Here is a 17,115-nt window from a genome sequence, read left to right as displayed (position 1 = left end):
CGATCACCCAATCTGACCACCCCCAGTCGGCTTCGCCGACAGCCCCCGCCGGCGGGGGCGGTGATACGGTCTCGCCTTCGGCGGGTCCGTCGTTCCAGTGGGGCGGATACCTATTCGATAAGGACATCACATCATGCTGAATATCATGGAGGTCCACGAGACCAACCAGATGATCGAGCAGGAGAAGCTCGACGTGCGCACCATCACGATGGGCATCTCGCTGCTCGACTGCGCGAGCGCAAGCGTCGACGAGACCTGCGACAACATCTACCGCAAGATCACCACCTACGCGAAGGACCTCGTCTCCACCGGCGAGGACATCGAACGCGACTACGGCATCCCGATCGTCAACAAGCGCATCACCGTCACCCCGATCTCGCTGGTCGGCGCGAGCTGCTGCAAGACGAGCGGTGATTTCGTCAAGATCGCGCACGCGCTCGACCGCGCGGCCAAGGAGGTCGGCGTCAACCTGATCGGCGGCTACTCGGCGCTCGTCTCGAAGGCGATGACCCCGGCCGAGGAGCTGCTCATCCGTTCCCTGCCGCAGGCGCTCTCCGAGACCGACGTGGTCTGCTCGTCCGTCAACGTCGGCTCCACGAAGACCGGCATCGACATGAACGCGGTCGAACTGCTCGGCCACATCGTCAAGGACATCGCGCACGCCACCGCCGACATCGACTCCTACGGCTGCGTGAAGTTCGTCGCGTTCTGCAACGTGCCCGACGACAACCCGTTCATGGCGGGCGGCTTCCACGGCGTGACCGAGGGCGACGCGGTCATCAACGTGGGCGTCTCCGGCCCCGGCGTCGTCTCGCGCGCGCTCGACGCCGCCAAGGGCAAGGACTTCGAGTTCCTGTGCGAGACGATCAAGCGCACCGCGTTCAAGATCACGCGCGTCGGCCAGCTGGTCGCGCAGGAGGCGTCGCGACGGTTGGGCGTGCCGTTCGGCATCATCGACCTGTCGCTCGCGCCGACCCCGGCCGTGGGCGATTCCGTCGGCGAGGTGCTCGAGAAGATCGGTCTCGAACAGGTGGGCGCTCCCGGCACGACCGCGGCGCTCGCGATGCTCAACGACCAGGTGAAGAAGGGCGGCATCATGGCGTCCTCCTACGTGGGCGGCCTGTCCGGCGCGTTCATCCCGGTCTCCGAGGACAAGAACATGATCGACGCGGCCGGCAACGGGTGCCTCACGATCGAGAAGCTTGAGGCGATGACCTGCGTGTGCTCGGTCGGTCTCGACATGATCGCGATCCCCGGCGACACGTCCGCCGCGACGATCTCCGGCATCATCGCCGACGAGGCGGCCATCGGCATGGTCAACCAGAAGACCACCGCCGTGCGCGTCATCCCGGTCGAGGGCAAGGGCGTCGGCGAGATGGCGAACTTCGGCGGCCTCATGGGCTACGCGCCGATCATCCCCGTCAACCAGACCTCCTGCGAGGCGTTCGTCACCCGCGGCGGCCGCATCCCCGCCCCGATCCACTCGTTTAAGAACTGAACAGCGGACGGCCGCAACGCGTGCAGAACCGGGTGCCGCCGTCGGCCACCGGCGCGCCGCACTGCGGGCAGAACCGCGGGCGTTCGGGTTGCGTCGGCTGTCCCGGCGGCAGGGGTGCCGCCGGTTGCGGGACTGACGGCACGGACGGCCACGCTTGCGGTGACGGCGGGACGTGCGGTGCCGCCGGTTGCGGTACCGCCGGCATCGCACGTCCCGTGCGGCCCGGTTGCGGTACCGGCGCCGGAACCAGCGGCACCGGATGACCGGTCGCCGCGGGTTGCGCCGCGGCTCCCGGCAACGGCGGCATGCCGGTTCCGGCGCCGCCGGTCGTCGCGCGCCTGCGGCGCCTCGCCCGGCGCGCCACGATGACGACGACGACGATCGCCGCGACGGCCACGGCGGCGCCGATGCCGACCATGATCCACGTCTTCGGTCGCGTCCATGCGTCACCGCCGATGCCGGTGTCGTAGACCACCAGCCGTCTGCCGTACGAGGATTCGCCGGACTGCTTGTCCTTGATGCCGGTCACTGCGAGCATCGTGCCGCTATCGGCGCTGAACATCAGCGAATCGATGCCGTCATCGCCGAGCGCGATGGTGTCGGATTCCGGCGGCGTCACGGTCGACAATGCTCCCGAAGCCGTGTCGAGCAGGGAGAATTCCGAGCGTTTCAATGACGAGGCCGTCGCTTCGACGAGGTATCTGCCGTCGCACGACAGATACGCCGGCGTATATCTGTCCGGATATTCGTCCGGATTGGCGAGGGGCTTGAGGATCTTCCGTATCGTGTCGCGGTCGGTGACGCTATGGATGGTCTTTCCCGTGGTGATGCTCTTGACGGTGAGACTCGACACGGCGTTCCGGTCCTTGGCGTCGTACACACTCAACTGCTGATTCACGTCGCCGGACTCATCCTCCGCGAGCATCATATAGTCCAGATTGGCAGTGACGAGGCTGTTGCGATGATTTGAAAACGTCGTCACGTCGCCGGTTTTGGAATCAATCCGATAAATGTGCGGACCATTGGGACCCGTAGCGTCGCCAAAGTAATAAATATATGCGAGCAGTGTCCCGCCGCCGAAGACTCCGAACAGAAAAGACGTTGTCCCCGAGTCCGGATTGAACGAAGAAGGGACGGAATCCTCGGGAATGGCGGCCTGCATCGTGGAGACGACGTCGCCGCTGCCCGCATCATAGGTCTTCAACGTGCTGGAGGAGACATCGGAGGGGATGTTGAGCACATACACATGCGACAAATCGGAATCCGTGGCCATGGTGGAGGCGCCGTCTTCGTCGACCTTCAGTGTGGAGAGCATCTTGTGCCGTGCGATGTCGCCCACCCCGTAGTGGTCCGTGTACTTGACCAGCAGTCGGTTGCCGTTCGCATACCATACGGACGGAGCGTTGGTCGAGTCATCGGAGTCGTCGGAGTCATCGTCGGAGTAGTCGGAGTCGTCATCCGAGTAGTCGGAGTCGTCGGAGTAATCCGAATCATCGTCGGAGTCGTCAGAACTCGATGAGCCCGCCGAATCGTCATCCATATAGTTCAGCGTGGTGATCTTTTTCGAAGCGACGTCCACCATCCGCACCGATTGGTCGCCGTCGATGTAATAGACGTGTTTGGTGTCGGTCGAGATGACAGGATAATCGTCGTTCGAATCGTCCAGTTCGGTGATCGACGCGTCCTTCGGCGTCACCATGAAGTACGTGCCGTCGTCGTCCGAGGAGGCCGATGCGCTTACGATGGCCACGGAACCATCCCTGGACATTCCGCGGAGGGAGACGTTATCGTATTTCCGGAAGTCGATGTTGCCGATGACCTTCAACGACAACGGTCCCGACGCCGAGGCGATCATCGGCGTGAACAGCATCGCCGCCGCGACGATCATCGCGATAACGCCCGCCGTCACCCGCGCCATGATGCCCGTCGTCACCCGCTTCGTGACATGCGCCGCCGGCATCCGCGTCCCCGATGTTCCGCATCCCGTCCGTCGTGTGCTCTTCCCGCCCATGGTCATCTCCTTCGATGTCTGCCGCCCGTGTCGGATGAGGTATCGGTCCGCACCGGCCGTCGACCCGCCCGGGCGTAGTCGCCGGCTAGGTCGTTGCACCTTTTCCCATTCTATCCCGCAATACACCGTCATCTCCGGAGGCGTCTTTGGTTCCGCGGTCGGTCTGTGTTCTCTCGTCCCTGCGGTCGGTTGGTTTTCTCCGGCCGTTTCGTTGGTCTGTTCTCTTGTCTCGTTTTGTCGGCGTACGTTCGGCACGGTATTTTCCTGTCCTACCGTCGCGAACGTACGCTGGGGAATCGTCAGTGTACGTTCGCGACGATGCCGCCCAAAAATACCGTGCCGAACGTACGCCGTACCGCTGGACCGTCGCCCGGAAGCCGTCGTACCGTCAAACTGTCGGACCGTTGGACCGTTGGACCGTCGGACCGTCGGACCGTCGGTTCGTTCTCTCGTCCTGTTTCGTTGGCCTGTTCTTTCGCCATACCGTCGGTCTGTTCTCTTGTCTTGTCGGTCTGTTCTCTTGTCTCGTTTTGCCGGCGTACGTTCGGCACGGTATTTTCCCGTCCTACCGTCGCGAACGTACGCTGGGGAATCGTCAGTGTACGTTCGCGACGATGCCGCCCAAAAATACCGTGCCGAACGTACACCGTGCCGCTGGACCGTCGCCCGGAAACCACCGTCCGGAGACCGCCAGTGGCGTCATCTTCGGAGAAACGACGCCGGACGGAACGGCGGTTATCCACAATCGCACGTCGTGCGGCGTGTTATCCACAATCCCGGATTTGCCGGATCCAACGGATGTCCTCTACCGTGAGGGAATGAAACAGCACAAGGTGGTGAACGCGCGGATAGTGCAGGCGCAACAGGAGAACCGTTGCGCGGTAGGGGACACGGACGCCCTGCGCCGGGCGATGAGGCGCCGCGTCGCGACGGGCGAACTGGCGTCTCCTTACCAGAATCTGTATGTTCCGCCGGACTATTGGGCGCAGTTGAACGAGTGCCAGCGCTCGCTGCACGTGGCGCGAGGTTTGGCGCGTCTGCATCCCACGTGGGTGTTCGCGGGGATCACGGCCGCGGACGTCCACGGATTCGAACACTCGTGGAAAGTCCATGACCAATCCGTCTACGTCGCGAACGCGGAGGGGCGGAAGGTCTCGAACAGGTCCGAGTTGTCTCGGCGAATGCCGGGAGAGGGGTATCGCCGTTCCAGTCGGTCAGGGGCCGACGGAGGACGCCGGTTCACCGTGAGACGCCTCTACGTTCCGTCGATCGCGCCGGTATCGGTGAACGGCATCATGGTGACCGATGCGGCCCGAACGCTGATCGACTGCGGCCTGAGCCTGCCGTTCCGTTTCGCGCTGCCGATGTTCGATTCCGCGGCGCGCAAAGGCATGGACATGAACGAGGTGGAGCGGTCGTGCAAGGGACTGCATGATGATCGCGCCCCTATCGAGATGCTGTTGCGATATGTTGACGCGGCCAGCGAGAACGGAGGGGAATCGATGGTTCGCGCGTTCATCATCGACAACGGGTTCGTCGTGCCGGAGCTGCAGGTCGAGTTCCATGATCCCGCGTATCCCGTGCGACGGTATCGTGTCGACTTCCTGTGGAGACTGCATGACGGCCGCATGATCGTGTTGGAATACGACGGCATGGCCAAATACGAGAATCCCGCGATGACGCGGGGACGCACCGCCAAACAGATACTCAACGAGCGCAACGAGCGTGATCGCGTGTTGAGGGCCGCCGGAGTCACCACGATTCTGCATTGCACGTATGAGGACGCGTTCGCGTCGAACCGGCTCTTCATGATGCTGGGGGACAACGCCGTGCCGAGAACCCGCGCCGAGGGCGCCTACTGCTGACGTGCCGGGGGACGGTGTGGTCGGTTGGTGGTGTGACGGTGTGTCGGTACGGCCGGTCGGTGGTTTCGCTGGTACTGGTCGTTCGGCGGCGGCAGGCGGTTTCTCTGGTGTCGGTCGTGCCGGTACGGTCGTGCCGTGGCGTACGTTCGGCACGGTCGGCCGTGTCGGTGTGTCGGTACGGTCGGTCGGTGGTTTCGCTGGTGCCGGTCGGTCGGTGTGGCGTTCGGCGGCGTACGTTCGGCACGGTATTTTTGGGCGGCATCGTCGCGAACGTACACTGACGATTCCTCAGCGTACGTTCGCGACGGTAGGACGGGAAAATATCGTGCCGAACGTACGCCAACGAAACGGATCCCTAACGGTCGCCGTCGAAACGGATTCCTAACGGTCGCTAACGAAACGGATTCCTAACAGCTGTCGTCGAAACGGATTCCTAACGGTCGCCAACGAAACGGATCCCTACCGGCCGCCGTCGGAACGAATCCTTACCGGCCGCCGGCGAAGTTGAGCTGGCGCCACGCCTCGTAGATGGCGATCGACGCGCAGTTCGTGAGGTTGAGCGAGCGCAGCGACGGCCGCATCGGCAGGCGGACCTGCTCGGCGACGTGGGGGCCGGCCATGATGTCCATCGGATCGGGGATGTTGCCCGGCTCCGGACCGAACAACAGGATGTCGGTCGGCTTGTATTCGATCTCCGTGTACAGCTTCGTGGCGTGCGCGGTGAACGCGATGATGCGCGAGTTCGGCATCGACTCGACGAGGTTCTCGAAGTTCGGGTGCAGCACCACGTGCGCCATGTCATGGTAGTCGAGGCCGGCGCGGCGCAGTTTCGTGTCGCGCAGGTTGAAGCCGAGCGGCTCCACGAGGTGCAGGATCGTGCCGGTCACCGCGCACAGGCGGATCGCGGAACCGGTGTTGCCGGGGATACGCGGCGAGTAGTAGCACAGGTGCGGGGTGACGGTCTCCGCCTCGGCCGCCTTCTCCGCGGTGAGCATCGCGTCGACCACCGAGATCGGGTTGCCGTGCGCGTCGGTCACGAGCTCGTCCGGTCCGTAGTTCGACTTGCGGTAGCCGTATTCGAACATCTTCTCGACTTGTGCCTCCGGGTTGTCGGCAGGGTTGCCGGCCGGATTGCCGGTTTCCGGCGTGGTCTGGGCCGTGGCCCCCAGCGTCTGTTGTGCTTCGTTCGTCATAGCTGCTAAGAATATGGACGATGACCGACACGGGTGTGCATCAATGCGGGCGTCCGTGCGTGGTTCCCCGCGGACGTGCGTGTTCCTGGACTCGCATGGTGCCCCGGACTCGCGTGGTTCCCGGACTCGCGTGTGCCCCGGACTCGCATGGCTCCCGGAACGCGCCTGTGGCGGCAGAAGGAATCGCGGGCTGGGCGTCGGCGAACAGGCTGGGCGTCGGCGAGCGGGAGGGAGAGTCGGAATGGGTGTCATGGGTGTTCCGGAACGGCGGGTCGCCGCCCGCGTCCGTCTGCGTCTCGCCGCGTGGTGGGAGGCGAACGCGCGCGACCTGCCGTGGCGGTTCGGCCGCGCGACGCCGTGGGGGATCCTCGTCTCCGAGGTGATGAGTCAGCAGACGCAGATGAGTCGCGTCGTGCCCTACTGGACCGCGTGGATGGAACGGTGGCCGGACGCCGCCGCGCTCGCCGCCGCCCCGAAATCCGACGTGATCGCCGCGTGGGGGCGTCTCGGCTACCCGCGTCGCGCCCTGCGTCTGCAGGAGTGCGCGCGCGTCGTCGCCACGGAGTGCGGCGACGACCTGCCGCGCACGTATGACGCGTTGGTCGCGCTGCCCGGCATCGGCGACTATACGGCGAGCGCGGTGATGAGTTTCGCGTACGGCGAGCGGATCGCCGTCGTCGACACGAACATCCGTCGCGTCCTTTCGCGCGTGTTCGCGGGGGAGGAGTCGCGCGGCGGCGCGGCGAGCGCGGCGGAACGCGCGCTCGCCGTCGCCGTCCTGCCGCGCGACGGCGGGGACGCCGATGGTTCCGGGAACGACGACGATGATGTTCCACGCGATGTTTCACGGGATTCCGGTGTTGTTCCACGTGACGTTTCACATGACGTTTCACGCGATTCCTCACGCATTCCCTCCGTCACGTGGAACCAGTCGGTGATGGAGCTGGGGGCGCTCGTGTGTACGGCGAAGAGCCCGCTGTGCGACCATTGCCCGGTACACGACGACTGCGCGTTCCTCGCCGCGGGCCGTCCCGGATTGGGGGAGCGGCGCACGCGGCCCCGACAACGGTTCCAGGGCACGGACCGTCAGGTGCGCGGCATCGTCCTCGACGCGTTGCGCAAACTACCCGCCGCGTCCGGTTCGTCTGCCGCGCCCGAACGGTCTGCTGTGTCCGGTTCGTCCGTCACGTCCGAATCGTCAACCATGTCCGGTTCGCCCGTCACATCCGAACTGTCCGATGTGTCCAGTTCGTCCGTTGTGTCCAGTTCGTCCGCGTCCGAACCATCCGGCGAACGTGCGTCTGTGCTGGAGCGTGCGACGGTCGAGACGCTGTGGAAGGACCATGCGCAGCTCGACCGGTGCGTGGCAAGCCTCGACGAGGACGGTCTCATCGAGATCCTGCCCGGCGGCGCGATTCGTCTGCCGCGATAGACTGGGACGCATTATGGCACAGGGCAGGTCGGGTATGGGCAAGTCGGGTACGCAGCGCACACGCAATCCGCGCACCGGCAATCCGCGCACACGCATATCGGGCACGCGCAATCTGAGCAAACGGCAGCGTGCGGTCTACCGTCGTCGTCGCATCGTCGTCGGCGTCGCGCTGCTGGTCGCGCTCGCGCTCGTCGTGTTCTGCGGGTACAGCCTGTCGCGCGGCGTGGGCGCGGTGTGGGGCGCGACGTACGGCAGCGTGAGCCGTGCCGCGCTGGAACGCGACACGGCGCCCACGCCGCACCGCAGCACCGGCGTGAAGGATTGCTCCGCGAAGGACACGCGTCTGTCTCTCACCGCGAAGGCGGCGACGGTGACGGTCGGCGGTTCGATGGAGTTCGTCGCGACGATCGAACATGACGGCGCGGATTCGTGTCTGATCGACGCGTCCGATTCGGGCCGTGTGCTCACGATCACGTCGGCCGACGGCAAGGACACGGTGTGGACGTCCGATTCGTGCCCGGCGGATGCGAGGATGCTGCTCATGGCGAAGGGCGACAAGGACGTGCAGACGCTCACGTGGGGCGCGAACCGCACGGGGTCGGAGTGCGTGGCGAACCAGGACGACCTGCCGAAGGTGGATCGCGGCGCGTACGTCGCCCGGCTGAGCCTCAAGAACGCCCCCAAAGTCACCAGCGAGAAGGTCACCATCGAAGTCCAGTAGGTCACGCGCCCCCCAGCACGTGAGCGTGCCGCCCCGGTCGGGGTCGTGCCGCCTCCGCTGGCGGGGGGCTGTCGGCCTTGGCCGACTGGGGGTGGTTGCGGTCGGTTGCCACCCTCAGTCGCGCTGTGCGCGCCAGCTCCCGCCAGCGGGAGCGGGATGGGGGACCGTCTCGGCGTGCGCGGGCGGGTTCGAAAAAAAGTCCTTACATACCGCTATTCTTTGTAATTTGCATACGGTGTGTCATATTGCGGGCATGCCTCCACACAACGAAGCTCGCATAGGCATATGGTGGCCATGCTTGCTTCGACGGGGAAAACGAACACATAGCGAGCGATAAGGAACGTCCATTGGCTACTGAAGCTACGACGAACACCACCACCATCACCGCACGCGCCGACCAGCACGACATCGACCTGCACAAGGCGTCGGATCGCGTGAACTTCGGTTCCATCAAGGAACCCATCGACGTGCCCTACCTTCTGGGCGTCCAGACCGACAGCTTCGACTGGCTGATCGGCAACGAACGCTGGAAGGCGCGCGTCGCGAAGGACGAGGAGAACGGCACGGTCACCACGCCGCACGTCTCCGGCCTCGACGAGGTCTTCAACGAGATCTCCCCGATCGAGAACTTCGCGCAGACCATGTCCCTCACCTTCTCCGACCCGTACTTCGAGGAGCCGCGCCACACGGTCCAGGAGTGCAAGGAGAAGGACTACACCTACTCCGCCCCGCTGTACGTGAACGCCGAGTTCGAGAACGGCGAGACCGGCGAGATCAAGTCCCAGACCGTGTTCATGGGCGACTTCCCGCTGCAGACCGCGCACGGCACGTTCATCATCGGCGGCACCGAGCGCGTCATCGTCTCCCAGCTCGTGCGCTCCCCGGGCGTCTACTTCGACCGCCAGCAGGACCGCACCTCCGACAAGGAGGTCTTCGGCGCGAAGATCATCCCGTCGCGCGGCGCGTGGCTTGAGTTCGAGATCGACAAGAAGGACCAGCCGCAGGTGCGCGTGGACCGCAAGCGCAAGCAGTCCGCGATCGTGTTCCTCATGGCCATCGGCATGACCAAGCCGGAGATCCGCGAGGCGTTCAAGGACTACCCGCTGGTGCTCGACGCCCTGGAGAAGGAGACCCTCCAGACCCAGGACGAGGCCCTCGTCGACCTGTACCGCAAGATCCGTCCGGCCGACACCCCGACCCCGGACGCGGGCCGCAACCTGCTCGACTCCTTCTACTTCAACACGAAGCGCTACGATCTGGCTCGCGTCGGCCGCTACAAGATCGACCGCAAGCTCGGCCTGGAGAACGAGGTCAACGACCGTTCCCTCCACAAAGAGGACATCATCGCGACGATCAAGTACCTGTGCACGCTGCATGACGGCAAGGACACCTTCCCGGGCAAGCGCAACGGCGAGGACGTCGACCTGCGCGTCGACGTCGACGACATCGACCACTTCGGCAACCGTCGTATCCGCCAGGTCGGCGAGCTGATCCAGAACCAGCTGCGCACCGGCCTGTCGCGCATGGAGCGCGTCGTGCGCGAGCGCATGACCACGCAGGACGCCGAGGCGATCACCCCGCAGTCCCTGATCAACATCCGCCCGGTGAACGCCACCATCAAGGAGTTCTTCGGCACCTCGCAGCTGTCGCAGTTCATGGATCAGAACAACCCGCTGTCCGGCGTGACGAACAAGCGTCGTCTTTCCGCGCTGGGCCCCGGCGGCCTGTCCCGCGACCGCGCATCCATGGAGGTGCGCGACGTTCACCCGTCCCACTTCGGCCGCATGTGCCCGATCGAGTCCCCTGAAGGCCCGAACATCGGCCTCATCGGCTCGCTGGCGACCTTCGGCCGCGTCAACCCGTTCGGCTTCATCGAGACCCCGTACCGCAAGGTCGTCGACGGCCACGTGACCGACGAGGTCGAGTACATGACCGCCGACCGCGATCTCGACCACGTGATCGCCCAGGCCAACCAGGAGCTCGACAAGAACGGCAACTTCGTCCAGAAGTCCGCCCTCGCCCGAGTCGGCGAGGAGGAGGCGGTCGATGTGCCCGTCAGCCAGGTCGACTACATGGACGTCTCCCCGCGCCAGATGGTCTCCCTCGGCGCCTCGCTGATCCCGTTCCTCGAGCACGACGAGGGCCACCGAGCGCTGATGGGTACGAACATGCAGCGCCAGGCCGTCCCGCTGATCGAATCCGAGCGTCCGCTCGTCGGCACCGGCTCCGAGTGGCGCGCCGCCAACGACTCCGGCGACGTCATCAAGTCGGAGAAGGACGGCGTGGTCACCTACGTCTCCGCCGACATGATCCGCGTGATGAACGACGACGGCACGACCAGCTCCTACAAGCTGGCCAAGTTCCAGCGTTCCAACCAGACCACCTGCTACAACCAGCGTCCGATCGTCCACGACGGCGAGCGCGTCGAGGCCGGCACCGTGATGGCCGACGGCCCGGCGATCGAGAAGGGCGAGCTGGCCCTTGGCAAGAACCTGCTCATCGCGTTCATGCCGTGGAACGGCTACAACTACGAGGACGCCGTGATCATCTCCCAGCGTCTCGTCCAGGACGACACGCTCTCCTCCATCCACATCGAGGAGTACGAGATCGACGCCCGCGAGACCAAGCTGGGCGCCGAGGAGATCACCCGCGACCTGCCGAACGTCGGCGAGGACGCGGTCGCGAACCTCGACGAGCGCGGCCTCATCCGCATCGGTGCCGAGGTCGAGGCCGGCGACATCCTCGTCGGCAAGGTCACGCCGAAGGGCGAGACCGAGCTGACCCCGGAGGAGCGCCTGCTGCGCGCCATCTTCGGCGAGAAGTCCCGTGAGGTGCGCGACACCTCGCTGCGCGTGCCCCACGGCGAGACCGGCACCGTCATCGGCGTCAAGGAGATCACCCGCGAGGACGCCGAGGAGGACGGCGACGAGCTGCCCAACGGCGTCAACCAGATGATTCGCGTCTACATCGCCCAGCACCGCAAGATCACGGTGGGCGACAAGCTCTCCGGCCGCCACGGCAACAAGGGCTGCATCTCCCGCATCCTGCCCGAGGAGGACATGCCGTTCCTCGCCGACGGCACCCCGGTCGACATCATGCTGAACCCGCTCGGCGTGCCGTCCCGAATGAACCTCGGCCAGGTGCTCGAGCTGCACCTCGGCTGGATCGCGCACTCCGGCTGGGACATCTCCCTCGACCCGGATCTCGAGGCCGAGTGGAAGAAGCTCGTGCCCTCCGGCGCCGAGAAGGCGGAGCCGGGCACCCCGGTCGCGACCCCGGTGTTCGACGGCGTCAAGCCGGACGTGCTCAAGGGCCTGCTGTCCACCACGCTGCCGAACCGCGACGGCGACCGTCTGGTCGGCCCGGACGGCAAGGCCACGCTGTTCGACGGCCGCACCGGCGAGCCGTTCGCGCGTCCGATCTCCGTGGGCTACATGTACATGCTGAAGCTCCACCACCTGGTCGACGACAAGATCCACGCCCGCTCCACCGGCCCGTACTCGATGATCACCCAGCAGCCGCTGGGCGGCAAGGCGCAGTTCGGCGGCCAGCGCTTCGGCGAGATGGAGGTGTGGGCCCTTGAGGCCTACGGCGCCGCGTACACGCTGCACGAGATGATGACCACCAAGTCCGACGACGTGGACGGCCGCGTGCGCGTCTACGGCGCGATCGTCAAGGGCGAGAACCTGCCGCCGGCGGGCATCCCCGAGTCCTTCAAGGTGCTCCTCAAGGAAATGCAGTCCCTGTCCCTGAACGTCGAGGTGCTCAACGCCGAAGGCCAGGCCATCGACATGAAGGACGAGGACGACGATCCGGCCGGCTCCTCCGACGACCTCGGCTTCAACATCGGCGCCCGCCCCGACGCGGCCGCGAAGGAAGACCAGGCCGCCGCTCAGCCCGAGTACCAGTGAGACCCATCGAGAACCGTAAGCAAGCGTAAGTAAGGACGAAAACAACAGTGCTGGACGTCAACGCATTCGACAAGCTTCGCATCGGCCTGGCCACCGCGGACGATATCCGCGGCTGGAGCCACGGCGAGGTCAAGAAGCCCGAAACCATCAACTACCGCACCCTGAAGCCGGAGAAGGACGGTCTGTTCGGCGAGCAGATCTTCGGACCGACCCGCGACTGGGAGTGCGCCTGCGGCAAGTACAAGCGCGTGCGCTTCAAGGGCATCGTGTGCGAGCGATGCGGCGTGGAGGTCACCCGTTCCCGCGTCCGTCGTGAGCGCATGGGCCACATCGAGCTGGCCGCCCCCGTCACCCACATCTGGTTCTTCAAGGGCGTGCCGTCCCGTCTGGGCTACATGCTCAACGTGACCCCGAAGGACCTGGAGAAGGTCATCTACTTCGCCTCCTACATGGTCACCGCCGTGAACGAGGAGCAGCGTCATCAGGATCTGCCGGACCTGCAGGACGAGTTCGACCACGAGATCGCGAACTTCGAGAAGCGCCGCGACGTCGAGATCGAGGACCGCGCCAAGAAGGTCGAGGCCGATCTGCACGAGCTCGAGGAGGCCGGTGAGGCCAAGGGCGCCGCGAAGGCCAAGCTGCGCAACGGCGCCGAGCGCGACATGGCGGCCATCCGCCAGCGCTACGACGACCAGATCGCGCGTCTGAACGCCGTGTTCGACAAGTTCAAGAAGCTCAAGGCCGGCGACATCATCGACGACGTGGACCTGTGGCGCGAGATGCAGGACCGCTACGAGGACTATTTCGAGGGCTCCATGGGCGCCGAGGCGGTCAAGAAGCGTCTGCAGTCCCTCGACCTCGAGGCCATCGCCGCCGAGCTGCGCGAGGAGATCAAGGACGCGTCCGAGCAGCGCAAGACCAAGGCCCTGAAGCGCCTTAAGGTCGTCAACGCGTTCCTGTCCACCGGCAACAAGCCGGAGGCCATGGTGCTCGACGTGATCCCGGTCATCCCGCCGGACCTGCGCCCGATGGTCCAGCTGGACGGCGGCCGCTTCGCGACCTCCGACCTCAACGACCTGTACCGTCGCGTCATCAACCGCAACAACCGTCTGAAGCGCCTCATCGAGCTCGGCGCCCCGGAGATCATGCTCAACAACGAGAAGCGCATGCTCCAGGAGGCCGTCGACTCCCTGTTCGACAACGGCCGCCGCGGCCGTCCGGTCACCGGCGCCTCGAACCGTCCGCTCAAGTCCCTGTCCGACATGCTCAAGGGCAAGCAGGGCCGCTTCCGTCAGAACCTGCTCGGCAAGCGCGTCGACTACTCCGGCCGTTCCGTGATCGTCGTCGGCCCGTCGCTGCGCATGCACCAGTGCGGTCTGCCGAAGCCGATGGCGCTCGAGCTGTTCAAGCCGTTCGTCATCAAGCGTCTCGTCGACATGAACTACGCGCAGAACATGAAGAGCGCGAAGCGCATGGTCGACCGTGGCGACACCGAGGTGTACGGCGTGCTCGAGGAGGTCATCTCCGAGCATCCGGTGCTCCTCAACCGTGCGCCTACGCTGCACCGTCTGGGCATCCAGGCGTTCGAGCCGATCCTCGTCGAAGGCAAGGCCATCCACCTGCCGCCGCTCGCCTGCGCCGCGTTCAACGCCGACTTCGACGGCGACCAGATGGCCGTCCACCTGCCGCTGTCCGCCGAGGCCCAGGCCGAGGCCCGCTCGCTGATGATGGCCTCCGACAACATCCTGAAGCCGGCCGACGGCCACACCGTGACCATGCCGTCCCAGGACATGATCCTCGGCCTGTACTACCTGTCCACCGTGGTGGAGGGCGTCAAGGGCCAGGGTCGCGTGTTCTCCTCGCTGGCCGAGGCCGAGATGGCGCTCGACCTGCACGAGATCGACATGCAGGCCAAGGTGCTCATCCGCGTGCCGAAGGACTTCGTCCTGCCGTCCAACTGGGAGCCGGGCGAGCTCAAGGTCGCCGATCCGGACGCCCAGAACGGCGAGACCGTCGTCAAGGAGGAGCGTTTCCAGGACGGCACCGCCCTGTTCGCCACCTCCTACGGCCGCGTGCTGTTCAACCAGACCCTGCCGGTCGACTACCCGTTCGTCAACGAGCAGGTCGGCAAGAAGCGTCTGGCGAAGATCGTCGACGACATCGCGACCCGCTACTCCACCGCGCAGGTGGCCGCCTCGCTGGACGCCCTGAAGGATCTCGGCTTCACCCGCGCGCCGTGGTCCGGCGTGTCCTTCGCGTTCTCCGACGTCATCGAGCCGGGCGAGCGCAACACCCTCGTCGCCAAGTACGAGGACGAGGCCGCCCAGGTCAACGACAACTTCGAGATGGGTCTTCTGACCGAGGAGGAGCGCCGTCAGGAGCTCATCGACCTGTGGACGAAGTGCACCGCCGAAGTGTCGAAGGCCGTCGAGCACGACTTCGATCCGCTCAACAACCTCGCCATCATCGTCCAGTCGGGCGCGCGAGGCAACATGATGCAGATCAACCAGATCGCCGGCATGCGTGGCCTCGTGGCCAACCCGAAGGGCGAGATCATCCCCCGTCCGGTGAAGTCCAACTACCGCGACGGCCTGTCCGTGCTGGAGTACTTCATCTCCCAGCACGGCGCCCGCAAGGGTCTGGCCGATACCGCACTGCGTACCGCCGAGTCTGGCTACCTGACCCGTCGTCTGGTCGATGTCTCCCAGGACGTGATCGTCCGCGAGGAGGACTGCGGCACCAAGCAGGGCATCGACATCCGCGTGGCCGACCGCGACGCCGACGGCAACCTCGTGCTCGTCAAGAACGCGGACGGCGGCCCGTACTCCCGTCTGCTCGCGGCCGACGTCATCGACCCGGCCGACGGCAAGACCGTGCTGTACAAGCGCGACGACGCCCTGTCGATGGACGTGCTCAACGATCTCGTCGCCCACGGCGTCGAGTTCGTCAAGTGCCGTTCCGTGCTCTCCTGCGCCTCCAAGCGCGGCGTGTGCGCGAAGTGCTACGGCTGGTCGATGGCCACCAACAAGCTGGTCGATGTCGGCGAGACCGTCGGCATCGTCGCGGCCCAGTCCATCGGCGAGCCTGGCACCCAGCTGACGCTGCGTTCCTTCCACTCCGGCGGCGTCGCCTCGGCCTCCGATATCACGCAGGGTCTTCCGCGTGTCACCGAGCTTTTCGAAGCCCGTACGCCGAAGGGCGAGTCCCCGATCGCCGAGTTCGCCGGCACCATCAAGGTGGTGGACGGCGACCGCGGCCGTCAGGTCATCCTCACCCCGGACGCCGACTCCGGCGCCCCGGTCGAGGACGGCGAGATCAAGCCGATCACGTACAACGTGTCGCGCCGTGTCCCGCTGCTCGTGAAGGACGGCGAGCACGTCGCCACCGGCACGCAGCTCATCGAGGGTTCCGTCGATCCGAAGAAGATCCTGCGCATCCTCAACAAGCGCGCCGCGCAGATGAACATCGTCGAAGAGGTGCACAACGTGTACCGCTCCCAGGGCGTCGACATCCACGACAAGCACATCGAGGTCATCGTCCACCAGATGAGCCGTCGCATCACCGTGATCGACTCCGGCGAGACCGACCTGCTGCCCGGCGAGCTCGTCGACCAGCAGCGCTTCCGCGAGGTCAACAAGGCCGCCGTGCAGGCGGGCAAGAAGCCGGCTTCCGGCCGTCCGGAGCTCATGGGCATCACGAAGGCCTCGCTGGCCACCGACTCGTGGCTGTCCGCCGCCTCCTTCCAGGAGACGACCCGCGTGCTCACCGACGCCGCCCTGAACCAGAAGGTCGACGACCTGAAGGGCCTCAAGGAGAACGTCATCATCGGTAAGCTCATCCCGGCCGGCACCGGCCTGGCCCGCTACCGCAACGCGGTGGTCGAGCCGGACAAGGCGATCCGTGACACCATCTACCCGAACTTCGGTCTGGGCGGTGGCGACGACGGCGAGGGCCTCGACTTCACCGACGGTGACATGAACGATGTGGACTTCTCCAACATCGACTTCGGCGACCTGAAGCTCGGCGAGGACTTCAACCCGGACGACTTCCTGAACGATCAGGGTGGCTCCGCCGACTTCGGCGGCGACGCGGACGCCTCGGGCTCCGTCGACCTGCCGGACCTGAAGCTCCCCGGTGACGACGGTGCGGACGGCGACGGCGCGAACGGCGCCGACGACGATCCGACCGCCATCGTCTGAGAGCGGGTCTTCGTAACCGAGTCCTATATATAGGTCCTTATATATAGGGCCTATAGGAATCGGATAAGAGAACCCGCCCACGGGCCGGGCGGCACATGCAACACATGTGCCGCCCGGCCCGTTCCGTTATGCGCCGGAGGGTGGTCCGCGGGTGCGGACCGTCCGAGGGGCCGGCCTGTTTCGTTATGTGCCGTGGTGGACCACCCCCAGTCGGCTTCGCCGACAGCCCCCGCCGGCGGGGGCATTGTTTCCTCCCGCTGGCGGGAGGTGGCGCGTAGCGCCGGA

8 protein-coding genes are annotated in these 17,115 nt (G+C 65.6%); 6 read left to right on the top strand and 2 right to left on the bottom strand.

The genetic code is table 11. The features are described from left to right. The first annotated feature begins 133 nt into the window (after positions 1-133). Positions 134-1,498 carry a PFL family protein gene (locus tag BSTEL_RS00510; RefSeq protein WP_034525822.1) on the top strand — a complete coding sequence of 455 codons (1,365 nt, stop codon included), beginning with the start codon at positions 134-136 and terminating at the stop codon, positions 1,496-1,498. On the opposite strand, the gene BSTEL_RS00505 is transcribed toward BSTEL_RS00510, so the two are convergent. After that, the gene (locus BSTEL_RS00505) at positions 1,488-3,416 is read right to left on the bottom strand and encodes a zinc ribbon domain-containing protein (RefSeq protein ID WP_156963100.1); all 1,929 of its coding nucleotides are present in this window, start codon (positions 3,414-3,416) and stop codon (positions 1,488-1,490) included. The genes BSTEL_RS00510 and BSTEL_RS00505 overlap by 11 nt on opposite strands. A 395-nt stretch (positions 3,417-3,811) precedes the next feature. Here BSTEL_RS00505 and BSTEL_RS11990 point away from each other — a divergent pair, with 395 nt between their 5' ends. After that, positions 3,812-5,374 (top strand): hypothetical protein, encoded by a 1,563-nt coding sequence (locus BSTEL_RS11990; RefSeq protein WP_162178956.1) that lies wholly within the window; start codon positions 3,812-3,814, stop codon positions 5,372-5,374. Between the two features lie 485 nt (positions 5,375-5,859). On the opposite strand, the gene BSTEL_RS00495 is transcribed toward BSTEL_RS11990, so the two are convergent. Further along, the gene (locus tag BSTEL_RS00495; protein WP_084686015.1) at positions 5,860-6,567 is read right to left on the bottom strand and encodes a tRNA (cytidine(34)-2'-O)-methyltransferase; all 708 of its coding nucleotides are present in this window, start codon (positions 6,565-6,567) and stop codon (positions 5,860-5,862) included. 241 nt (positions 6,568-6,808) lie between these two features. Between BSTEL_RS00495 and BSTEL_RS00490 the strand changes: the two genes are divergently transcribed. The 4 genes from BSTEL_RS00490 (at position 6,809) to BSTEL_RS00475 (ending at position 16,830) form a co-directional block, all read left to right on the top strand. Continuing rightward, entirely contained in the window at positions 6,809-7,999 is a 1,191-nt protein-coding gene (locus tag BSTEL_RS00490) for an HhH-GPD family protein (RefSeq protein WP_420796384.1), read from the top strand. 13 nt (positions 8,000-8,012) lie between these two features. Beyond that, a complete protein-coding gene (locus BSTEL_RS00485; RefSeq protein WP_034525816.1) occupies positions 8,013-8,720 on the top strand; it encodes a hypothetical protein in 708 nt (235 codons plus the stop codon). Positions 8,721-9,067: 347 nt separating this feature from the next. Continuing rightward, positions 9,068-12,631 (top strand): DNA-directed RNA polymerase subunit beta, encoded by a 3,564-nt coding sequence (gene rpoB / locus BSTEL_RS00480; RefSeq protein WP_034525813.1) that lies wholly within the window; start codon positions 9,068-9,070, stop codon positions 12,629-12,631. Between the two features lie 47 nt (positions 12,632-12,678). After that, the gene (locus BSTEL_RS00475) at positions 12,679-16,830 is read left to right on the top strand and encodes a DNA-directed RNA polymerase subunit beta' (RefSeq protein WP_034525810.1); all 4,152 of its coding nucleotides are present in this window, start codon (positions 12,679-12,681) and stop codon (positions 16,828-16,830) included. Positions 16,831-17,115 lie beyond the last annotated feature (285 nt).

This window comes from Bifidobacterium stellenboschense (genome assembly GCF_000741785.1).
In the GTDB taxonomy this organism is placed as follows: Bacteria; Actinomycetota; Actinomycetes; order Actinomycetales; family Bifidobacteriaceae; genus Bifidobacterium; species Bifidobacterium stellenboschense.
The sequence above is the reverse complement of the archived record's forward strand: the minus strand, read 5'-3'. Positions and strand labels throughout refer to the sequence as shown.